The organism is Streptococcus mitis, assembly GCF_946188375.1.
GTDB classification, from domain to species: Bacteria; Bacillota; Bacilli; order Lactobacillales; family Streptococcaceae; genus Streptococcus; species Streptococcus mitis_CX.
Genome location: NZ_CAMHUS010000013.1, coordinates 23756 through 40798, shown reverse-complemented (window position 1 = coordinate 40798; position 17043 = coordinate 23756). Strand labels below are relative to the sequence as shown.

The following is a 17043-nucleotide window of genomic DNA, read 5'->3' as shown; positions in this document are numbered from 1 at the left end:
CCTCCCTCACTGATACGATGACTAATCTCACCTACTTCTTCATAGGGTTCTTTATCATATCTACGCTTCTGGCTTTCTTGTTTACGGATATAGTCTAGAATTCTATTTCGGAATTTAGTTTTGAAGTATTTACGTAAACGAGGAATATCTTCTACTAGCTCTTCTTCTCTACTAATCAATTCATGTAAGCAGAGCATACCCTCTTGGTCCCAATCCGATAGTTCCCATAAATGCAAGTAATATTCATTTCTACTCTTATATACAATTCCCTGGACTTCTTTATACAATTCTTTAAACATAACGTTCCCCTTTCTAGATACAGTCTAACAGATTCAGAAACACTTTTGTCCCATTTCCTCCATTCTGTTCCCTACACCGTCTAAACTGCACAAAAAAGAGAGGGCAAGCCTCTCTTTGGGTTATAATTCTGCAATTTGGTTTAGGTTTACTTCTGCAACTGTGTCATTACCAAACATAGAGATAATCATCTTCACTTTATTGTTATCAATCTCTGTAATCTTACCAGTATAGTCTGCAAAAGCACCATCAATGATACGTACAGTTTGACCAACTTCAACATCGATATCAAACTCTTGTACAGTTTGTCCCATAGAAACCAAGATATCACGGATTTCTTGTTCCAATAATGGAGTTGGTTTTGATCTATTTCCGTGAGATCCGACGAATCCTGTAACGTTTGGTGTGTTTCGAACAACAAACCAAGCTTCATCTGTCATCACCATTTCTACAAGAACATAACCTGGAAAGCGATTCTCTTCTACTTCTTTTCTCTTTCCATTTTTTTCAACTTGCACTGTTTGTGTTGGAATTTCAACACGTAAAATATTATCCAACATATTGTAGGTTTGTGCACGTTGCAATAGATTTTCTTTTACCTTATTTTCATAACCAGAATAGGTTTGTAAGACAAACCATCCTTTATCAAAACTATCCATGATACTTCCTTTCATAATAGAAGATTTCTAGCGTGAATAACTCCACAGGTCTTCTAAAAAATGTTAATAAATCGAATCAAACCTGAAACAATCAACTTGTCAAAAATATAAATAATCACAACAAAGAAAGCAGTGTATTCCATGATAGAACGAAAATCTCTCCAGCTTTCCTTGCGAGTTGGCCATGTTGTGTCTTTAAGAAGTCTAAAAATATCTCCAATAAAACGCATCGCTCTCTCCTATCTCGTTTCTCTGTGTGTAGTGTACTTACCACAATGTTTACAAAATTTATTTACTTCTAGTCGTGTTGGCTTGGGGTTTCCGCTGATCTTGATTGAATAGTTTCTCGAACCACAAACCGCACAAGCTAGGCTTGCTTTTTTTAGTGCCATAACGCCTCCATCTTATCTATTATAACAAGAAAGCCAGGCTTTGACAAGCATCTTAACGAAATAGATTGACTACCGAATCCCATATCGTTTGAGCTTTTTCCTTAATTTTAGCATCCGAGATGGCACGGCTAGCCTCATCTACCAGATTTTGTGCACGACTTCTAATATCAGAAAGGCTATTATCCGCCTGATTTTCTTCATTACTCTGTACTTGATTTCTTGTATTGGCTGGTGCAATTCCATTTTGCTTATAAGCATTTTCAACTGTAAAGGTACTTCCTGGCGTATAAGGTAAAATGGTATTTGCAATGTTTCTAAAGACATGGGCTGCACCGTTTGAAGTAGATCCTGCTAGATAGTGGCTCTCATCAGTGGTAGGGAAACCAAGCCAGTGACTAATCACTACATCCGGAGTATAACCAATCACCCACTGGTCACTTGTGTATTCAGGATTGAAAACAGCTTCAGTTGTTCCAGTTTTTCCTGCCATGACATAATCTGCAGGAGATGAACTAATACCGGTACCGTTGGTGAATGTCCCCAACATCATACTGGTCATCTTATCAGCTACAGACTTATCAATCACCCGTTTTTGTGAATTTTTATGGCTCGCAATGACCTGACCACTAGCATTTTCAATTCTACTAATAAAATGAGCTTCCGGCATTAAACCTTCATTTGCAAAGGCAGCATATGCTTGAGCCATTTGAAGAGGGTTGGTTTCAACACCGCTTCCCAAGGCGACACCAAGAACACGATCGACCTTTTCCATGTTGAGTCCGAATTTTTCGCCCGCCTCAAAAGCCTTATCAACGCCCAAATCATTAACAGTGGCAACAGCAGGCAGATTAAGCGATTCTGCCAAGGCTTGATACATAGGAACTTCTCGACTCGTTTTGATCCCTGCATAGTTATCAACCTTATAGCTGTCATACTGCATGGTATGGTTATCCAACTGCTTATTCAAAGCCCAGCCAGCTTCAACTGCAGGCGTATAAACAACTAAAGGCTTAATTGTAGAACCAGGGCTACGTTTTGATTGAGTTGCATAGTTGAAATTCCGGAATCCAGTTTTATCATTGCCAGCAACCTGACCAACAACTCCACGAACTCCACCTGTTTTCGGTTCGAGAGCCACACTTCCTGATTGAGCAAATGTTCCATCCTCTGCCCTCGGAAATAGTGATATATTTTCATAGACAACCTGCATATTTGCTTGATAGTTTTGGTCAAGCTCTGTATAAATGCGGTAGCCATTATTGACAATTTCTTCCTCTGTTAGATTATACTTGGAAACAGCTTCATTAACAACCGCATCAAAGTAAGAAGGATAGCGGTAATCTGAGATTTTTCCTTCATACTTATCGTGCAATTGCGAAGTCATATCAACTTCTTCTGCTTCGGTTTCTTGGTTTTTATCAATGTAACCCGCTGCCAGCATATTTTGCAAGACAGTATCACGACGATTAGTAGAATCTTCTACAGATTTCAAGGGATTATACAGTTCCGGCCCTTTGAGCATCCCTGCCAGAGTCGCAGCTTGATCCAGACTCACTTCTGATGCAGAAACTCCAAAGTATTTCTTACTCGCATCTTCTACACCCCACACACCATTCCCAAAATAAGCATTGTTAAGGTACATGGTTAAAATTTGATCCTTACTATATTTTTTTGTTAATTCTAAGGCCAGGAAAAATTCTTTTGCTTTTCTCTCGACAGTTTGATCCTGTGATAGATAGGCGTTTTTAGCCAGCTGTTGGGTAATAGTAGAACCACCACCTGAACGACCAGCAGTGATAATCGCCAAGAAGAAACGACCATAGTTAATCCCGTCATTTTTATAAAAAGAACGGTCTTCTGTCGCAATAACGGCATTCTGCAAATTTTTACTGATATCAGTCAATTCAACATAAGTTCCTTTTTGACCAGACAAGGCACCAGCCTCCTTTTCTTCACGGTCAAAAATGAGAGTTCGAGTTTTCAAGGCATTTTGCAAATCATTGACATTGGTTGACTTGGCTACAGCAAACAAATAGGTTCCAACCAGCAAGCCTGCACTCAAACCTAGTATAAGGACAATCTTTGTTAGATGATAGCGACGCCAGAATTTTCGAATTGGACCTACTTGGGCTAATTTTTTTCGATCACTACGAGAGCGACGTAAGCTAGTAGAATCAGAGTCCTCTAGTTCACTTGTTTCTTTTTTAAAAAGAGAAAGAAATTTCTCGAATAATTTATCTAATTTCATGCGTTTATTTTATCATCTTCATCATAGGAAGACAAGAATTTAGCTATTTCCTATCAAAATAGGTCTTTTTTTGTTACAATATCTGTATGAAATTCACATTTACATTACCAGACTCTCTACCTCAAATGACGGTAAAGCAATTACTTGAGGAACAACTCCTCATCCCTAGAAAAATCCGTCATTTTTTGAGAATCAAGAAACACATTTTGATTAATCAGCGAGAAGTTCATTGGAACGAGACGGTAAATCCTGGAGATATTTGCCAGTTAACTTTTGACAAGGAAGATTATCCCGAAAAAGAAATCCCTTGGGGCAATCCTAACCTCGTTCAAGAGGTTTATCAAGATCAACACTTGATTATTGTCAACAAACCAGAGGGGATGAAAACGCATGGTAATCAGCCAAACGAAATCGCCCTTCTTAACCATGTCAGTGCCTACGTTGGCCAAACCTGCTATGTCGTTCATCGCCTGGACATGGAAACCAGTGGTTTGGTTCTCTTTGCCAAAAATCCTTTTATCTTGCCTATTCTCAATCGCTTACTGGAGAAAAAAGAAATTTCTAGGGAATATTGGGCACTAGTTGATGGAAATATCAACAGTAAAGAGCTTGTTTTCAAAGATAAAATTGGACGCGATCGTCATGACCGCAGAAAACGAGTGGTTGATACAAAAAATGGCCAATATGCTGAAACGCATGTAAACAGATTAAAGAAACTCTCAAACAAGACTTCCTTGGTTCGTTGCAAACTAAAGACAGGCCGAACCCATCAGATTCGTGTGCACCTTTCGCATCATAACTTCCCTATTTTAGGCGACCCTCTCTATAATAGTAAATCAAAAACAAGTCGGCTTATGCTCCACGCCTTTCGACTGTCCTTTACCCATCCGCTTACTCTAGAGAAATTAAGCTTCACTACCCTTTCCGATACATTTGAAAAAGAATTAAAAAAAAATGGATGATGGTATCATCCATTTTTCAATATAAGAAAAGCAAGACCAAGAGGCCTTGCTTTTTATCGACTCATGAATTATTTAGCAATTTTTGCGAAGTATTCAAGAGTACGAACAAGTTGTGAAGTGTAAGACATTTCGTTGTCGTACCATGATACAACTTTAACCAATTGTTTACCGTCAACGTCAAGAACTTTAGTTTGAGTTGCGTCAAACAATGAACCGTAAGACATACCTAAGATATCTGAAGATACGATTGGATCTTCTGTGTAACCGTATGATTCGTTTGAAGCTGCTTTCATAGCTGCATTTACTTCGTCAACAGTAACATTCTTTTCAAGAACTGCTACCAATTCAGTTACTGAACCAGCTGTAACAGGAACACGTTGAGCAGCTCCGTCCAATTTACCGTTCAATTCAGGGATAACCAAACCGATTGCTTTAGCAGCACCAGTTGAGTTAGGAACGATGTTAGCTGCAGCAGCACGAGCACGGCGAAGGTCACCTTTACGGTGTGGTCCATCAAGAAGCATTTGGTCACCAGTGTAAGCATGGATAGTAGTCATCAATCCTTCTACAACACCAAAGTTATCATTCAAAGCTTTAGCCATAGGAGCCAAGCAGTTTGTAGTACATGAAGCACCTGAGATAACTGTCTCAGTACCGTCAAGAACTTCGTGGTTAGTGTTAAATACAACTGTTTTAACGTCGTTTCCACCAGGAGCAGTGATAACAACTTTTTTAGCTCCACCTTTAAGGTGTTTTTCAGCTGCTTCTTTCTTAGCAAAGAAACCAGTAGCTTCAAGAACAATTTCTACACCGTCAGTAGCCCAGTCGATTTGCTCTGGATCACGTTCAGCAGAAACTTTAACGAATTTACCGTTAACTTCAAATCCACCTTCTTTAACTTCAACAGTACCGTCGAAACGACCTTGAGTTGTGTCGTATTTCAACAAGTGTGCAAGCATAACTGGATCTGTAAGGTCGTTGATGCGTGTAACTTCAACACCTTCTACGTTTTGGATACGACGGAAAGCAAGACGACCGATGCGTCCGAAACCGTTAATACCAACTTTAACTACCATTAGTGATTTCCTCCTTATGAAAATCATGAAATTTTTATTGTGAAAAGAGTAACTTGAATCACTACAAATCACCTTTCAACAAACCTATTATATAACTATTTAAGTTTAATTGCAAGTACGGGCATTGTTTTTCTATGTTAGTTTCTTTTTCAGGCTATAAATCAAGAACTTCCTTACTATTCATATCGTAGCGATTCTACAGGATCCATTTTACTAATTTTACGTGCTGGGAAGTAGGCTGAGACATAACCAAGTAATAGAGCAAAAGCTAGAGTTCCTAAAATAGATAGAAGATTTAATTCAAAAACCTTCGTGATGGATGGGTAAAAGTGATTTACAACCGCATTCGCCAAACTTCCCACCCCTTGTGCAACCAAAAATGCCAGCAGCAAGGCGATTCCTACAATCCAAATAGCCTCGTAAATAAAAATTCCTTTGACATCGCGATTTTGATAACCAACTGCCTTCATGACACCTATTTCCTTAGAACGTTGCATGATATTAATGTAAATGATGATGCCAATCATGACCGCTGCTACCACAATAGCTTGTGATGAAAGCACAATCAACAATCCCTGAATAACACGAATAAAAGTAATCACAATATCAAGAACCTTCTGTTGAGAAAGAACAGTATACTTCTTATTTTTCTGCAATTCTTCTGTTACCACTTTTGTCTGTGATGGATCTTTAAGTTCCAAGATAAAATAAGATACAGCTTTTGTAAATCCAGCTTCTTTCAAAATTGTTTCCATTTGATTAGACGGCATGAAACTGTTGCTATCCTCCATGTCATCTTCATCATTGATTACACGCACAATCTTCGTTTGAAATTGAGCAATCTTGCTAGCTTCAGCAGCATTTTCTACAATGCTGGCTGAGACTGATTTGCCAATAATATCACTAGCCGTCAGATTTTTTCCTGTCTGTTCATTCCAACTTTTTAGTAAACTGCTTGGAATCGTCAAGCCCTGTTCATTTGCATCAGTATAGAGGGAACCGGCTAATACTTTGTCCGCCTCATTACTACTAACAGAAATACTTGTATCCTCATAGAGACTCACTACTTGAGCATAAGAAGGCATCGTTTGACTCAGATCCATTTCTTGCCCATCTATAGTAATATTTGACATGGTCATCCCAAAAGGACTCTCCAAATATTTAATAGCTTCTTTGTCAACTGTATCCGTGATATAGTTCTTATCATCTTGGTTCAAAAAGCCTCGTCCAGCATTTTCTGTGTTTAAAGCAATCTGAACTTGAGAAGGAATTTGACCTCCATTCGTATTTTCATCAATCATCGAAATCAAAGCATTTCCCAAGCCGAAAGAAATTAAGACTCCTACAAAACCGATTGAGGTTGCTAGCGCAATCAATAAGTTACGCCACTTTCTTTCCAGAAAGTTATTTAAAGAAAGTTTGAATTTGTTTTTCAATGATAATCCTTTATTTTTTGACTTCTTCAACGACTTCACCATCCTTCATTTTGATAATCACATCTGCATATGCAGCAACCTCTGGATTATGGGTTACAATCAATACTGTTTTCCCTGTCTGGGCTAAATTTTTAAATACTTCCAATACCATTTCTTGAGATTGAGAATCCAGTGACCCCGTTGGCTCATCTGCTACAATCATATCAGGCTGATTTACCAAGGCACGCGCGATTGCTACACGTTGCTTTTGCCCGCCAGAAAGCTGTTTAACATTTTTAGCCATAAAAGGCTCCATTCCTAAGCTACTTAATTGCTCCTTTGCAATCATTGTCATCTCCCTGTCAGATAAATCTTTGACATAGAGAGGTAGCTTGACATTGTCCAAGACAGATTGATGAGGAATGAGGTTGAAGTTTTGAAACACAAATCCAATCTTGTTTTTACGAAATTGAGTTAGTTCAATCTCTGATAAGTCACGGAGAGATTCCCCTTTAAATTCTAAAACTCCTTCATATTGTCTATCTAGACCACTGATGATGTTTAGCAAGCTAGTTTTGCCACAGCCTGACGGCCCGTAAATCGCTGTAATTTTACCTCTTGCGATTTGCAGGTTTATATTCTTTAAAGCCTGTTCTTGATGTTTACCGTCCAAAGTGTAAAACTTTGAAATATTTTTAATGGATAAAATAGACATTCTTTCCCCCTTGTTTAAAACTGTTATCGTCATACACCATACTGATAGAAAATCCTTCAAGCTACATCAGCACTGATTTCCCCTATGGGCCTACTACTTAGAGTTTTCTCTCTATTGCCTAGTTTGCTTCTGGATGTATATCAAGTAAAATTCATTGTAACAAAAAAGCGGCATTCCCTCAATGACAGAAATGTCACTCCTATAAACTCTTTAACGATATCTTTCTAGATCCTCGGCCCATTCATTATCTAAACTAACGAGTAACTTCCCATTGCCAAACATCCTTGCCATCATTTTTGCTTCTTCATACTTTTGTTTGGCTGTATCATAATCCATCTGAATATAATATTTCCACTCCACCATCAAGACAATCGGTTGTTTTTGAAAATCTCGTGTTTTTTGCCCTATTTTATTTAAGGTCTCGACTGCCCTCTTAAAATAATGAAGCAACCCCATAACCTCTATACAAGTTAAAGAAGCTAACAAGGAGTCTCTAAGTAAGTCCAAACAATCGAACTCTATCTTATCAACCTGAGAACTTAATTTGTCATGAAAATAAAGAATAGTTTCATGCTCAGACTTTTTTATCTCACCCTCGTTTAAACCATCCATTAACTGACAAAGAAAATACAGTCTCAATTTCAACAATTCCTCAGCCTTATATACATCTCTGGATAGTAAGTCTTGAAGACTGTCCTCAATCACACCACTTCCGTATAAAGAATTACTAGTCGCTCTCACTGCATCTATTGCCTGAAGGCAGTCCACTATCATCTTCTCATCACGGGGCAGGTCATCATAAAAACACTCGAAAATCTCATCAAAATATTCTTCCTTTTGTTCTTGCAACTCCTTGTCTCCATAGTCAGGGTGATGTAAAAGAAAGTACTTTAATTCTTGGTAGCGTTTAGGCAGTTCCTTATAATCTGGCATCAAGACGTAGGATGGAATTTCTAATCTATCTGCAATATATTCTAGTGTTTTTATAGTCGGTCGAAATTCTCCTTTTTCGATTCTCACCAACTGACGCACTGATAATTCAGACTCATCCCCACAAAAAACTGGACGACTAAGTCCTTTCTCCTCTCTTAAAAGTCGCACTTTATCCCCTAACTCATTTATCTTGTTCATTTGCCCCTCGCATGATTATAAAAGATTTGATTTTCAAATAAATATATGCGATGATTATACCATTTTTCAAATAGAATTACAAAAAAAGAGACAGGGATTCCCTGCCTCTAGGCTGATAAACAATTATTTACGGCGTCCTGGTCTTTCTTTGTAGCCATAGTAAGAATCTTCGATGATTTCTTGCATATGGTCAACCATTGGAAGGCGTGGGTTAGCTGGTGAACATTGGTCTTCGTAAGCAAGGAAGGCTAATTCACGTGAATGTTCTTTCCATTCTTTTTCGTCGATACCTTGTGCTTTGAAGTTCATTTGGATACCTACGCGCTCACCAAGTTCGTAGACAGCTTTTGCGTAAGACTCCACACCTTCTTCTGGAGTAGAAGCTGGAAGTCCAAGCATGCGTGCGATATCTTGGTATTTTTCATCTGCACGGTAGTAGTTGTACTTAGGCCATGTTGCTGTCTTAGCTGGACGTGTACCGTTGTAGCGGATGACGTATGGAAGCAAGATAGCATTTGTACGACCGTGAATTGTGTGGAATTGCGCACCAATCTTATGAGCCATTGAGTGAGAAATACCTAGGAAGGCATTGGCAAAGGCCATACCAGCGATTGTTGAAGCGTTATGCATTTTCTCGCGTGAGTGGAAGTCTGCATTCTTAACTGAGCTTTCAAGGTTTTCGAATACAAGCTTGATGGCTTGAAGTGCAAGTCCGTCAGTGTAGTCGCTAGCCATTTGTGATACGTAAGCTTCAGTCGCGTGAGTCAATACGTCCATACCAGTGTCCGCAGCAACAACTCCAGGAACTGTCAATACCAAGGCAGGGTCTACGATTGCCACAGTTGGTGTCAATGAGTAGTCAGCGATTGGGTATTTGCGGTTGTTTGCTTTATCAGAGATAACGGCAAATGGTGTTACTTCAGATCCTGTACCAGATGTTGTTGGGATTGCGATGAATTTAGTCTTCTTACCAAGTAATGGGAATTTGAAGGCACGTTTACGGATATCCATGAATTTTTGAACAAGGTCACGGAAGTCCACTTCTGGTTGTTCGTAGAAGAGCCACATTACTTTAGCAGCATCCATTGGTGATCCACCACCAAGAGCGATGATTGTATCTGGTTTGAAGGCACGCATAATCTCAGTACCACGGTTTACAGTTGTGATATCTGGATCTGGTTCTACATCAGCAAAGATTTGGTAAACAACCTTATTGCGACGAAGATCAAGTTGCTCGATGATACGATCAAGGAAACCAAGCTCTACCATGGCATGGTCAGTAACGATCATGACACGTTCAACGTCACGACATTTTTGAAGGTATTGAATTGAATCACGTTCAAAGTATGTTTTTGAAGGAAGTTTCATCCATTGCATGTTATTTCTCCGTCTTCCGACTTTTTTGATATTCAAGAGGTTAATGGCACTAACGTTATCCCCAACTGAGTTGCGTCCGTAAGAACCACATCCAAGTGTCAATGATGGCAAGAAGGCATTGTAAACGTCCCCGATACCACCGAAAGTAGAAGGTGAGTTACAGATAACACGAATAGCTTTAACAGCTTTACCAAATTCTTTAGTCAATTCTTCATCAGCTGTGTGGATAGCTGCTGAGTGGCCAAGACCGTTAAATTCAACCATTTGACGAGCCTTAGTAATACCATCTTCACGGCTTTCAGATTTCAAAACTGCGATAACTGGTGATAATTTTTCACGAGTCAATGGCTCATTTTCGCCAACTTCTTTACATTCTGCAGCAAGAATGTTTGTTCCTTCTGGAACTGTAAATCCTGCTTGTTCTGCAATCCAGGTTGCTGGTTTACCAACGATGTCAGCGTTCAATTTTGCACCAGCACAGTTTTTGCTATTTGCTTTCACGCCGAAGCAGAATTCTTCAAGAAGTGCTTTTTCTTTTTTGTTTACAAAGTAAGTGTGATATGATTTGAACTCTGCTACAAATTCATCATAAATTTCTTTATCAATGATAACCGCTTGTTCAGATGCACAGACCATACCATTATCAAATGATTTAGACATAACGATATCGTGTGCTGCTTGACGGATGTTTGCTGATTTTTCAACATAAGCTGGAACGTTTCCGGCACCTACCCCAAGAGCTGGTTTACCACATGAGTATGCAGCTTTAACCATGGCATTACCACCTGTTGCAAGGATTGTTGCAACACCTTCGTGGTTCATAAGGGCACTTGTTGCTTCCATAGATGGTTCAGTGATCCACTGTACGCAGTTTTCAGGAGCTCCAGCTGCGATAGCTGCATCGCGAACGATACGAGCTGCATGAGCAGATGATTCTTGTGCTGATGGATGGAAAGCAAAGACGATTGGGTTACGTGTCTTCAATGAAATCAATGATTTGAAGATTGCTGTTGATGTTGGGTTTGTTGTTGGAGTGATACCACAGACAACACCAACTGGTTCTGCGATAAGAGTCAAACCTGTTACATCGTCTTCTTCGATAACGCCAACTGTCTTAGTGTGACGCATGTTGTTTACTACGTGTTCACAAGCAAACAAGTTCTTAGTTGCTTTATCTTCAAATACACCACGTCCTGTTTCTTCATAGGCATGTATAGCCAATTCTCCGTGGGCATCCAAAGCTGCCACTGACGCTTTAGCTACGATATAGTCAACCTGTTCTTGGTCGAGTTTACGCATTTCCTCAAGGGCAACTAGAGCTTTTTGCACCAATCCATCAACATGCTTCTCAGCAGCGAGTTTCTTTTCCTCTGGTGTCACAGTTTTTTTATCAGCCATATTTTCCTCCATAGCTTTCAAGGATCGATATCCTTTGTTAATTTTTTCACAAGTTTATTATAACGCATTATTTCAACTTTGTAAACAGTTTCATAAACATTTCACAAAGAATTTTTTATTGTTTGTGAATTTTTTCTCATTTTCTTTACTTATCAAGTTTTTTCTTTAGAGTTTGTGAAATGAATTTCAAATATTTTTTTATTTCACAAGCTTGATTGGAAGAGGAACTTGGAAAGAGATAGATTTTCTAGTAAGCGCTTACTTTTAGATGATAACAATACCTCCTTTGATAAGGAGGCTTTATTTTTGTTGAAAAACGCCTTGTTTAAAAGTCCCTTCATAAACAACTTCTTGTTCTGTTGTTAGTTTTCCTTTTCCTTCAGCCTGACCATTTACAAAATCACCTTCGTAGGTCCAGCCTTCTTTGGATTGAAAGGTACCTTTTCCGTTGAAGGCTCCATTGCTGAAACCACCTGTATATTGGTCTCCATTTTGGAAGGTGATGGTGCCTTGACCATTCATTTTACCTCGGACAAGACTGCCGTCATAAACAATCGTTCCATTATCGAGTTTTAAGACACCTTTTCCGGGAATATTTAGAAAAAAGACGAGTACAGCACAAAAAACAATCGTAACTACTGCCAAAAGCTCTAAACGTTGACGAGTCAGATAGACACGATACTTTTCGTAAAAATTCTTAAGATTTTCCATCTTCACTCTCCTTCTCTAAACGTTCTAACCATGCTTGACACCCCTCTTGAACACGCTGATAGGTTTCCTCAAAATCTCCTGTATACCAAGGATCTGGAACACTTTCAGATGCAAATGAGTAAATCTTATCTTGACAGTCTACTGGACACATCTGACGTAAGTCAGAAACATTTGAAGCATCCATTCCGATAATATAATCAAAGGCTTCAAAATCTTCCTTACTAATCTGAAGCGATGTTTTGGTTTTGTCGTAAGGAATCTCATACTGTTGAAAAATCCCTTGAGTTCCCTTATGAATCGGATTGCCATGTTCCCAAGAAGAAGTCGCTCGACTTTGGATTTCATAATTATCTGTCATTGATTTCATAACAAACTCAGCCATAGGGCTGCGACAAATATTTCCCAAACAGACAAAGACTAGTTTTTTCATCCCATTTCCTTTCTTTTATAGAAAAACGGGAGTTAGTAATCCCGTCTTATTTTTCAATTGCGCCTTCTAGTGAAGCTGTTTCTTTCAGCGGTAATACGGTCTTGATAGCAGCTAGTTCAAAAGTCAAGTAAACTCCATCTACATCAAGAACAATCGTTCTCTTCTCAGTATCTACTTCATCGACTGTTCCGTAAAGTCCACCGATTGTAATCACTTCATAGCCTTTTTGCAGTTTATTTAAGCTTTCCATACGTTTTTGTGCTTGTTTCTTTTGAGAGCGTTGCATAAAGAACATCAAGGCAAACATCGCTACAAGCATAATTAAAAATGTATAATTTGGATTCATTGTATTCTCCTTTGTCTTTTACATAGGACTACTATATCAAATTTCAGCTACTTTTACAAGATTGTACCTTGCTTTTCTAGTAAGAAAAATCAGAGCTTGCGCCCTGATTTTTAGGATTATTTCAAGTTTTGAACGACTTTTACTAGATTTTCTACAGTAAAGCCATATTCTGCCAATACTTTTGGTGCTGGGGCAGAGGCTCCGAAGGTATCAATACCAAGAACAGCACCATCTAGTCCAACATATTTGTACCAGTTTTGACTTGCACCCATTTCGACTGCAACACGACGGCGAACTGCATTTGGAAGGATTTCTTCCTTGTAAGCTGCATCTTGTTTATCAAAGACATCTGTAGATGGCATGCTGACTACGCGGACTTTTGCACCTTGACTAGCCAATTCTTTGGCAGCTGAGACAGCAAGATTAACCTCTGAACCTGTCGCAATCAAGATGGTATCAAAGTCTGCTGCATTTTCATAGACAACATAGGCACCTTTTGCAACCTTGTCGAAGTCTGTTCCTTCTTCAACAGTCAAGTTTTGACGTGTCAAGACAAGGGCAGTTGGTGTTTTTTCGCTTGTCACTGCAAGGTACCAAGCTGCTTGCGTTTCACGCGCATCTGCTGGACGGAAAACATTCAGATTTGGCATGGCACGAAGACCTGCTAAATGCTCAACTGGTTCGTGAGTCGGACCGTCTTCCCCAACCGCAATAGAATCGTGGGTAAAGACATAAGTCACAGGAAGTCCTTGTAAGGCTGACAAGCGAACAGCTGCCTTCACATAGTCAGAGAAGACGAAGAAAGTTCCACCGTATACACGAAGTCCACCGTGAAGGGCCATCCCGTTCAAGATAGTTCCCATGGCAAATTCACGAACACCAAACTGAATGTTACGGTTCAAGCGATTGGTATCATCTTGAAGTCCATCAGTCTTGATATAAGTCATGTTTGAGTGAGCTAGGTCAGCTGATCCACCTAAGAAGGTTGGTAACTTAGCTGCCACAACGTTCAAAGCATCCTGACTCGAGTTACGAGTTGCTTGAGAGAAGCCATTTTCTAAGGCTGGGAAGTCTGCTGGAGTCACTTCAACTGGATCGCGCCCTTCGATAATTGCTTCCAATTCTGCAGCCAATTCTGGATGCGCTTCTTTGTAATCTGCGACTAGTTTTGCCCATGCTTCATAAGCTGATGCACCACGGTCTGCAACATGTTCTTTGAAATCAGCATATACTTGTTCTGGGATTTCAAATGGTTCGTAGTCCCAACCAAGGGCTTGACGAGTTGCTGCAGTTTCATCTGCTCCAAGAGGAGCACCGTGTACGGCATTAGTTCCTTGTTTGTTTGGAGAACCGTATCCAATAACAGTCTTCACTTCAATCAAAGATGGTTTGCCTGAAGCTTTAGCTGTTTCGATAGCTGCATGGATTGCTTCCAAGTCTGTTCCATCTTCAACCAAGGCAGTATGCCAACCGTAGGCATTGTAACGGTCACGAACACTTTCTGTAAAGGAATCTTTTGTCTCACCATCCAAGTTGATGTCATTTGAATCATAAAGAACAACCAACTTGTCTAGTTTTTGCAAACCTGCGTATGAAGCTGCCTCGCTTGAGACACCTTCCATCAAGTCTCCATCTCCACAGATAACGTAAGTATAGTGGTCAAAGATATTGTAGCCTTCACGGTTATACTTAGCTGCCAAGAAACGTTCTGCCTGGGCAAAACCAGTGGCAGTTGAAATACCTTGCCCTAGAGGACCTGTTGTAGCATCAATCCCTGCTGTATGACCAAATTCTGGGTGACCTGGTGTTTTTGAACCCCACTGACGGAAGCTCTTAATCTCATCCATGCTGACATCTTCAAAACCAGAAAGATGAAGAAGGGCATATAGAAGCATTGAACCATGACCAGCTGAAAGAATAAAACGGTCACGGTTAATCCAGTTTGGTTGAGCTGGATTGATACGAAGTTGTTTTGTAAAGAGGCTATAAGCCATCGGAGCCGCTCCCATAACCACACCTGGGTGACCTGAGTTGGCTTTGTTGATAGCGTCAATACCTAGGAAACGAATTGCATTAACAGATAGATTTGACATAGAATTTCCTTTCTATTTGAGGTGATTATTGAATCACACATTCTATTTTACTATTATATGAAAAAATACATAGAATAGCAATAAATCAATTCGACTCTAGATAAGTCTCGTGATTTCTACTCTCTGGTCGCCTGATAGTAGGGAAGTAAGCGTTCATAAGCTTCTTCTAATTTTTCTAAAATCACTTCTAATGATTGATTTTCAATAAAAGAAATATCTGCTTTAACTAACACTTTACGGACTTCTTGATTGGATAGTTTATTTCTTAAAATTTGACGATTTTCTTCGTTCGCATCCCATCTTTGACTTTGACCATCTGAGTAGGCTAGATAATAAATCCCTTTGACGGTTGGAATTTCTAAAACTTTAGCCTGCTTGCCTAGAGTCTCCTCATTCTTCTTACGTTCGATAAAACTGACTTCTAGTGAGGCTCCAAAATCAGAAGAACTTCCATACAAACGAAGAGCCATCATAGGTTCTGTCACTTTCCCCTCACGTTGTAGATAAACCCAAAAATGTGGTCGCAAACGCTGTGCCTGATTCATCCACTGGCTAGTCTGTTGGAGTTGCCATTCTGGATGACTTGCTTGAAAGGCTTTAGCCAGTTCTGTAAAATCCTTCCGAGCCTCTTGACCTTTTTGCCGCAAGGTCAACATGTTTTCTCTTTCATCACCAGCTTTATCTGGATTACGGTACTGCAAACCCGCAAAGTCTAGATAGTCTCTTATCTTATTCAACATCCACTTAACCTCCTCTAACTAGCAAAAAATCAGGATAAACCTGATTTTACTTATTCTGTATCTACAACGACATAGCGATTTGGCTCGTCACCCTCAGAGTAACTAGTCACGCCATCCATACGCGAAATAATACGATGGATAATCTTGCGCTCACTATTCGACATTGGATCTGTTTGATGGCTGCGACCTTCTTCTAAGACACGAGTCGCCAATTTTTGCGCATAGGTCTGCAAGACTTCTGCACGGTGTTCAACATAATCATTGACATTAATAGTAATGTAGAAGGTTCTTGAATAGCGGTTGTAAAGATAATTTTGAGCCAATAGTTGTAAGGCCTTCAAAACTTTGCCATGGTAACCGATAATACGACCTGGCTCATTTGTATCAATTTGTAAATTGATGCTACGACGGTTATAATCATTTGAAATCGTCGCCTCAACATCCATATCATCAATGATTGTTTGGACATAAGTCGTTACTTCCGTAGCTACTTGTTCAATGTCAAAGCTCGGTTCCACTTTTAAGCCCAAATCTTCTAATTCTTGACTTTCAGTTTGTTCAGCTCGACTCTCAACAATAGGAGTTTCTACTTCTTCCCCGAAACCAGCTTCTTCAAGCTGTAATTCATTTAAAATCTCAATATGCCCAGTTTCTTCTAAAATGGTGTTAGCATGTTTTTCATTTTTCAAAATTTCAGCCTTAACTTCATCAGAAACCCCTTGGCCTTCTTCTTCAATCTTTTTAATTGCTTCTACAACATGCCCTAAATCAACAGTCGCTTGACTGACTGTTTTGACTGGTTCATTTTGTTCGTTAATTTCTTTAGGAACACCCTTTACAGCCTGCTGATTAGCTTTAATGACCGTTGTTTCACTAATAGCTTCAATATCAACTTGAGCTGGTTTTTTACCAAATAAACCAAGAAAGCCATTTTTTTCACGAGAAATGACTTTGATGTGAGCCTTCAGTCTTGGGATATCTAATTCTTTCAATCCTTTCTGGATTGCTTCTTCAACAGTTGAACCTGTAAATACTACCATTACCAGATTCCTC

At 39.4% G+C, this 17043-nt stretch carries 17 protein-coding genes; 1 reads left to right on the top strand and 16 read right to left on the bottom strand.

From position 1 onward, the window contains the following. The 5 genes from N8M16_RS09635 to pbp2a all read right to left on the bottom strand — a co-directional run. A partial coding sequence (locus N8M16_RS09635) for a sigma-70 RNA polymerase sigma factor region 4 domain-containing protein (RefSeq protein ID WP_474104140.1) occupies positions 1–299 on the bottom strand: 299 nt, incomplete at its 3' end. A 120-nt stretch (positions 300–419) separates the two neighbouring features. Then, positions 420–956, bottom strand: coding sequence for a transcription termination/antitermination protein NusG (nusG, locus tag N8M16_RS09630; RefSeq protein WP_000376740.1), 537 nt, complete (start codon positions 954–956; stop codon positions 420–422). 53 nt (positions 957–1009) lie between these two features. Next, the gene (gene secE / locus N8M16_RS09625) at positions 1010–1186 is read right to left on the bottom strand and encodes a preprotein translocase subunit SecE (RefSeq protein ID WP_001210990.1); all 177 of its coding nucleotides are present in this window, start codon (positions 1184–1186) and stop codon (positions 1010–1012) included. 9 nt (positions 1187–1195) lie between these two features. Further along, on the bottom strand, positions 1196–1348 hold the full coding sequence (gene rpmG, locus N8M16_RS09620; RefSeq protein ID WP_001809375.1) for a 50S ribosomal protein L33: 153 nt from the start codon (positions 1346–1348) through the stop codon (positions 1196–1198). Between the two features lie 52 nt (positions 1349–1400). After that, positions 1401–3596 carry a penicillin-binding protein PBP2A gene (gene pbp2a, locus N8M16_RS09615; protein WP_261070107.1) on the bottom strand — a complete coding sequence of 732 codons (2196 nt, stop codon included), beginning with the start codon at positions 3594–3596 and terminating at the stop codon, positions 1401–1403. Between the two features lie 86 nt (positions 3597–3682). Here pbp2a and N8M16_RS09610 point away from each other — a divergent pair, with 86 nt between their 5' ends. Then, positions 3683–4558, top strand: coding sequence for an RluA family pseudouridine synthase (locus tag N8M16_RS09610; RefSeq protein WP_261070106.1), 876 nt, complete (start codon positions 3683–3685; stop codon positions 4556–4558). A 68-nt stretch (positions 4559–4626) separates the two neighbouring features. On the opposite strand, the gene gap is transcribed toward N8M16_RS09610, so the two are convergent. The 11 genes from gap to jag form a co-directional block, all read right to left on the bottom strand. Then, positions 4627–5634, bottom strand: coding sequence for a type I glyceraldehyde-3-phosphate dehydrogenase (gap, locus tag N8M16_RS09605; protein ID WP_261070105.1), 1008 nt, complete (start codon positions 5632–5634; stop codon positions 4627–4629). A gap of 176 nt (positions 5635–5810) precedes the next feature. Next, the gene (locus tag N8M16_RS09600; RefSeq protein WP_261070104.1) at positions 5811–7112 is read right to left on the bottom strand and encodes an ABC transporter permease; all 1302 of its coding nucleotides are present in this window, start codon (positions 7110–7112) and stop codon (positions 5811–5813) included. Continuing rightward, positions 7081–7764, bottom strand: coding sequence for an ABC transporter ATP-binding protein (locus N8M16_RS09595; RefSeq protein WP_084923182.1), 684 nt, complete (start codon positions 7762–7764; stop codon positions 7081–7083). Before N8M16_RS09595 ends, N8M16_RS09600 begins: the two co-directional genes overlap by 32 nt. 210 nt (positions 7765–7974) lie before the next feature. Then, entirely contained in the window at positions 7975–8895 is a 921-nt protein-coding gene (locus N8M16_RS09590) for a helix-turn-helix domain-containing protein (RefSeq protein WP_020903611.1), read from the bottom strand. Between the two features lie 123 nt (positions 8896–9018). Next, on the bottom strand, positions 9019–11670 hold the full coding sequence (adhE, locus tag N8M16_RS09585; RefSeq protein WP_020903612.1) for a bifunctional acetaldehyde-CoA/alcohol dehydrogenase: 2652 nt from the start codon (positions 11668–11670) through the stop codon (positions 9019–9021). A 300-nt stretch (positions 11671–11970) separates the two neighbouring features. Continuing rightward, positions 11971–12381 (bottom strand): MORN repeat-containing protein, encoded by a 411-nt coding sequence (locus tag N8M16_RS09580; RefSeq protein ID WP_261070103.1) that lies wholly within the window; start codon positions 12379–12381, stop codon positions 11971–11973. Further along, a complete protein-coding gene (locus N8M16_RS09575) occupies positions 12368–12811 on the bottom strand; it encodes a low molecular weight protein-tyrosine-phosphatase (RefSeq protein WP_023947928.1) in 444 nt (147 codons plus the stop codon). Before N8M16_RS09575 ends, N8M16_RS09580 begins: the two co-directional genes overlap by 14 nt. Before the next feature lie 46 nt (positions 12812–12857). Then, positions 12858–13157, bottom strand: coding sequence for a preprotein translocase subunit YajC (yajC, locus tag N8M16_RS09570; RefSeq protein ID WP_004257425.1), 300 nt, complete (start codon positions 13155–13157; stop codon positions 12858–12860). Between the two features lie 116 nt (positions 13158–13273). Beyond that, complete coding sequence (gene tkt, locus N8M16_RS09565) at positions 13274–15250, bottom strand: transketolase (RefSeq protein ID WP_261070102.1); 1977 nt, start codon at positions 15248–15250, stop codon at positions 13274–13276. 116 nt (positions 15251–15366) lie between these two features. Further along, positions 15367–15990: a ribonuclease P gene (locus tag N8M16_RS09560; RefSeq protein ID WP_125443893.1), complete on the bottom strand. Its 624-nt coding sequence runs from the start codon at positions 15988–15990 to the stop codon at positions 15367–15369. Positions 15991–16040: 50 nt separating this feature from the next. After that, positions 16041–17030, bottom strand: coding sequence for an RNA-binding cell elongation regulator Jag/EloR (jag, locus tag N8M16_RS09555; protein WP_261070101.1), 990 nt, complete (start codon positions 17028–17030; stop codon positions 16041–16043). Between the last annotated feature and the right edge of the window lie 13 nt (positions 17031–17043).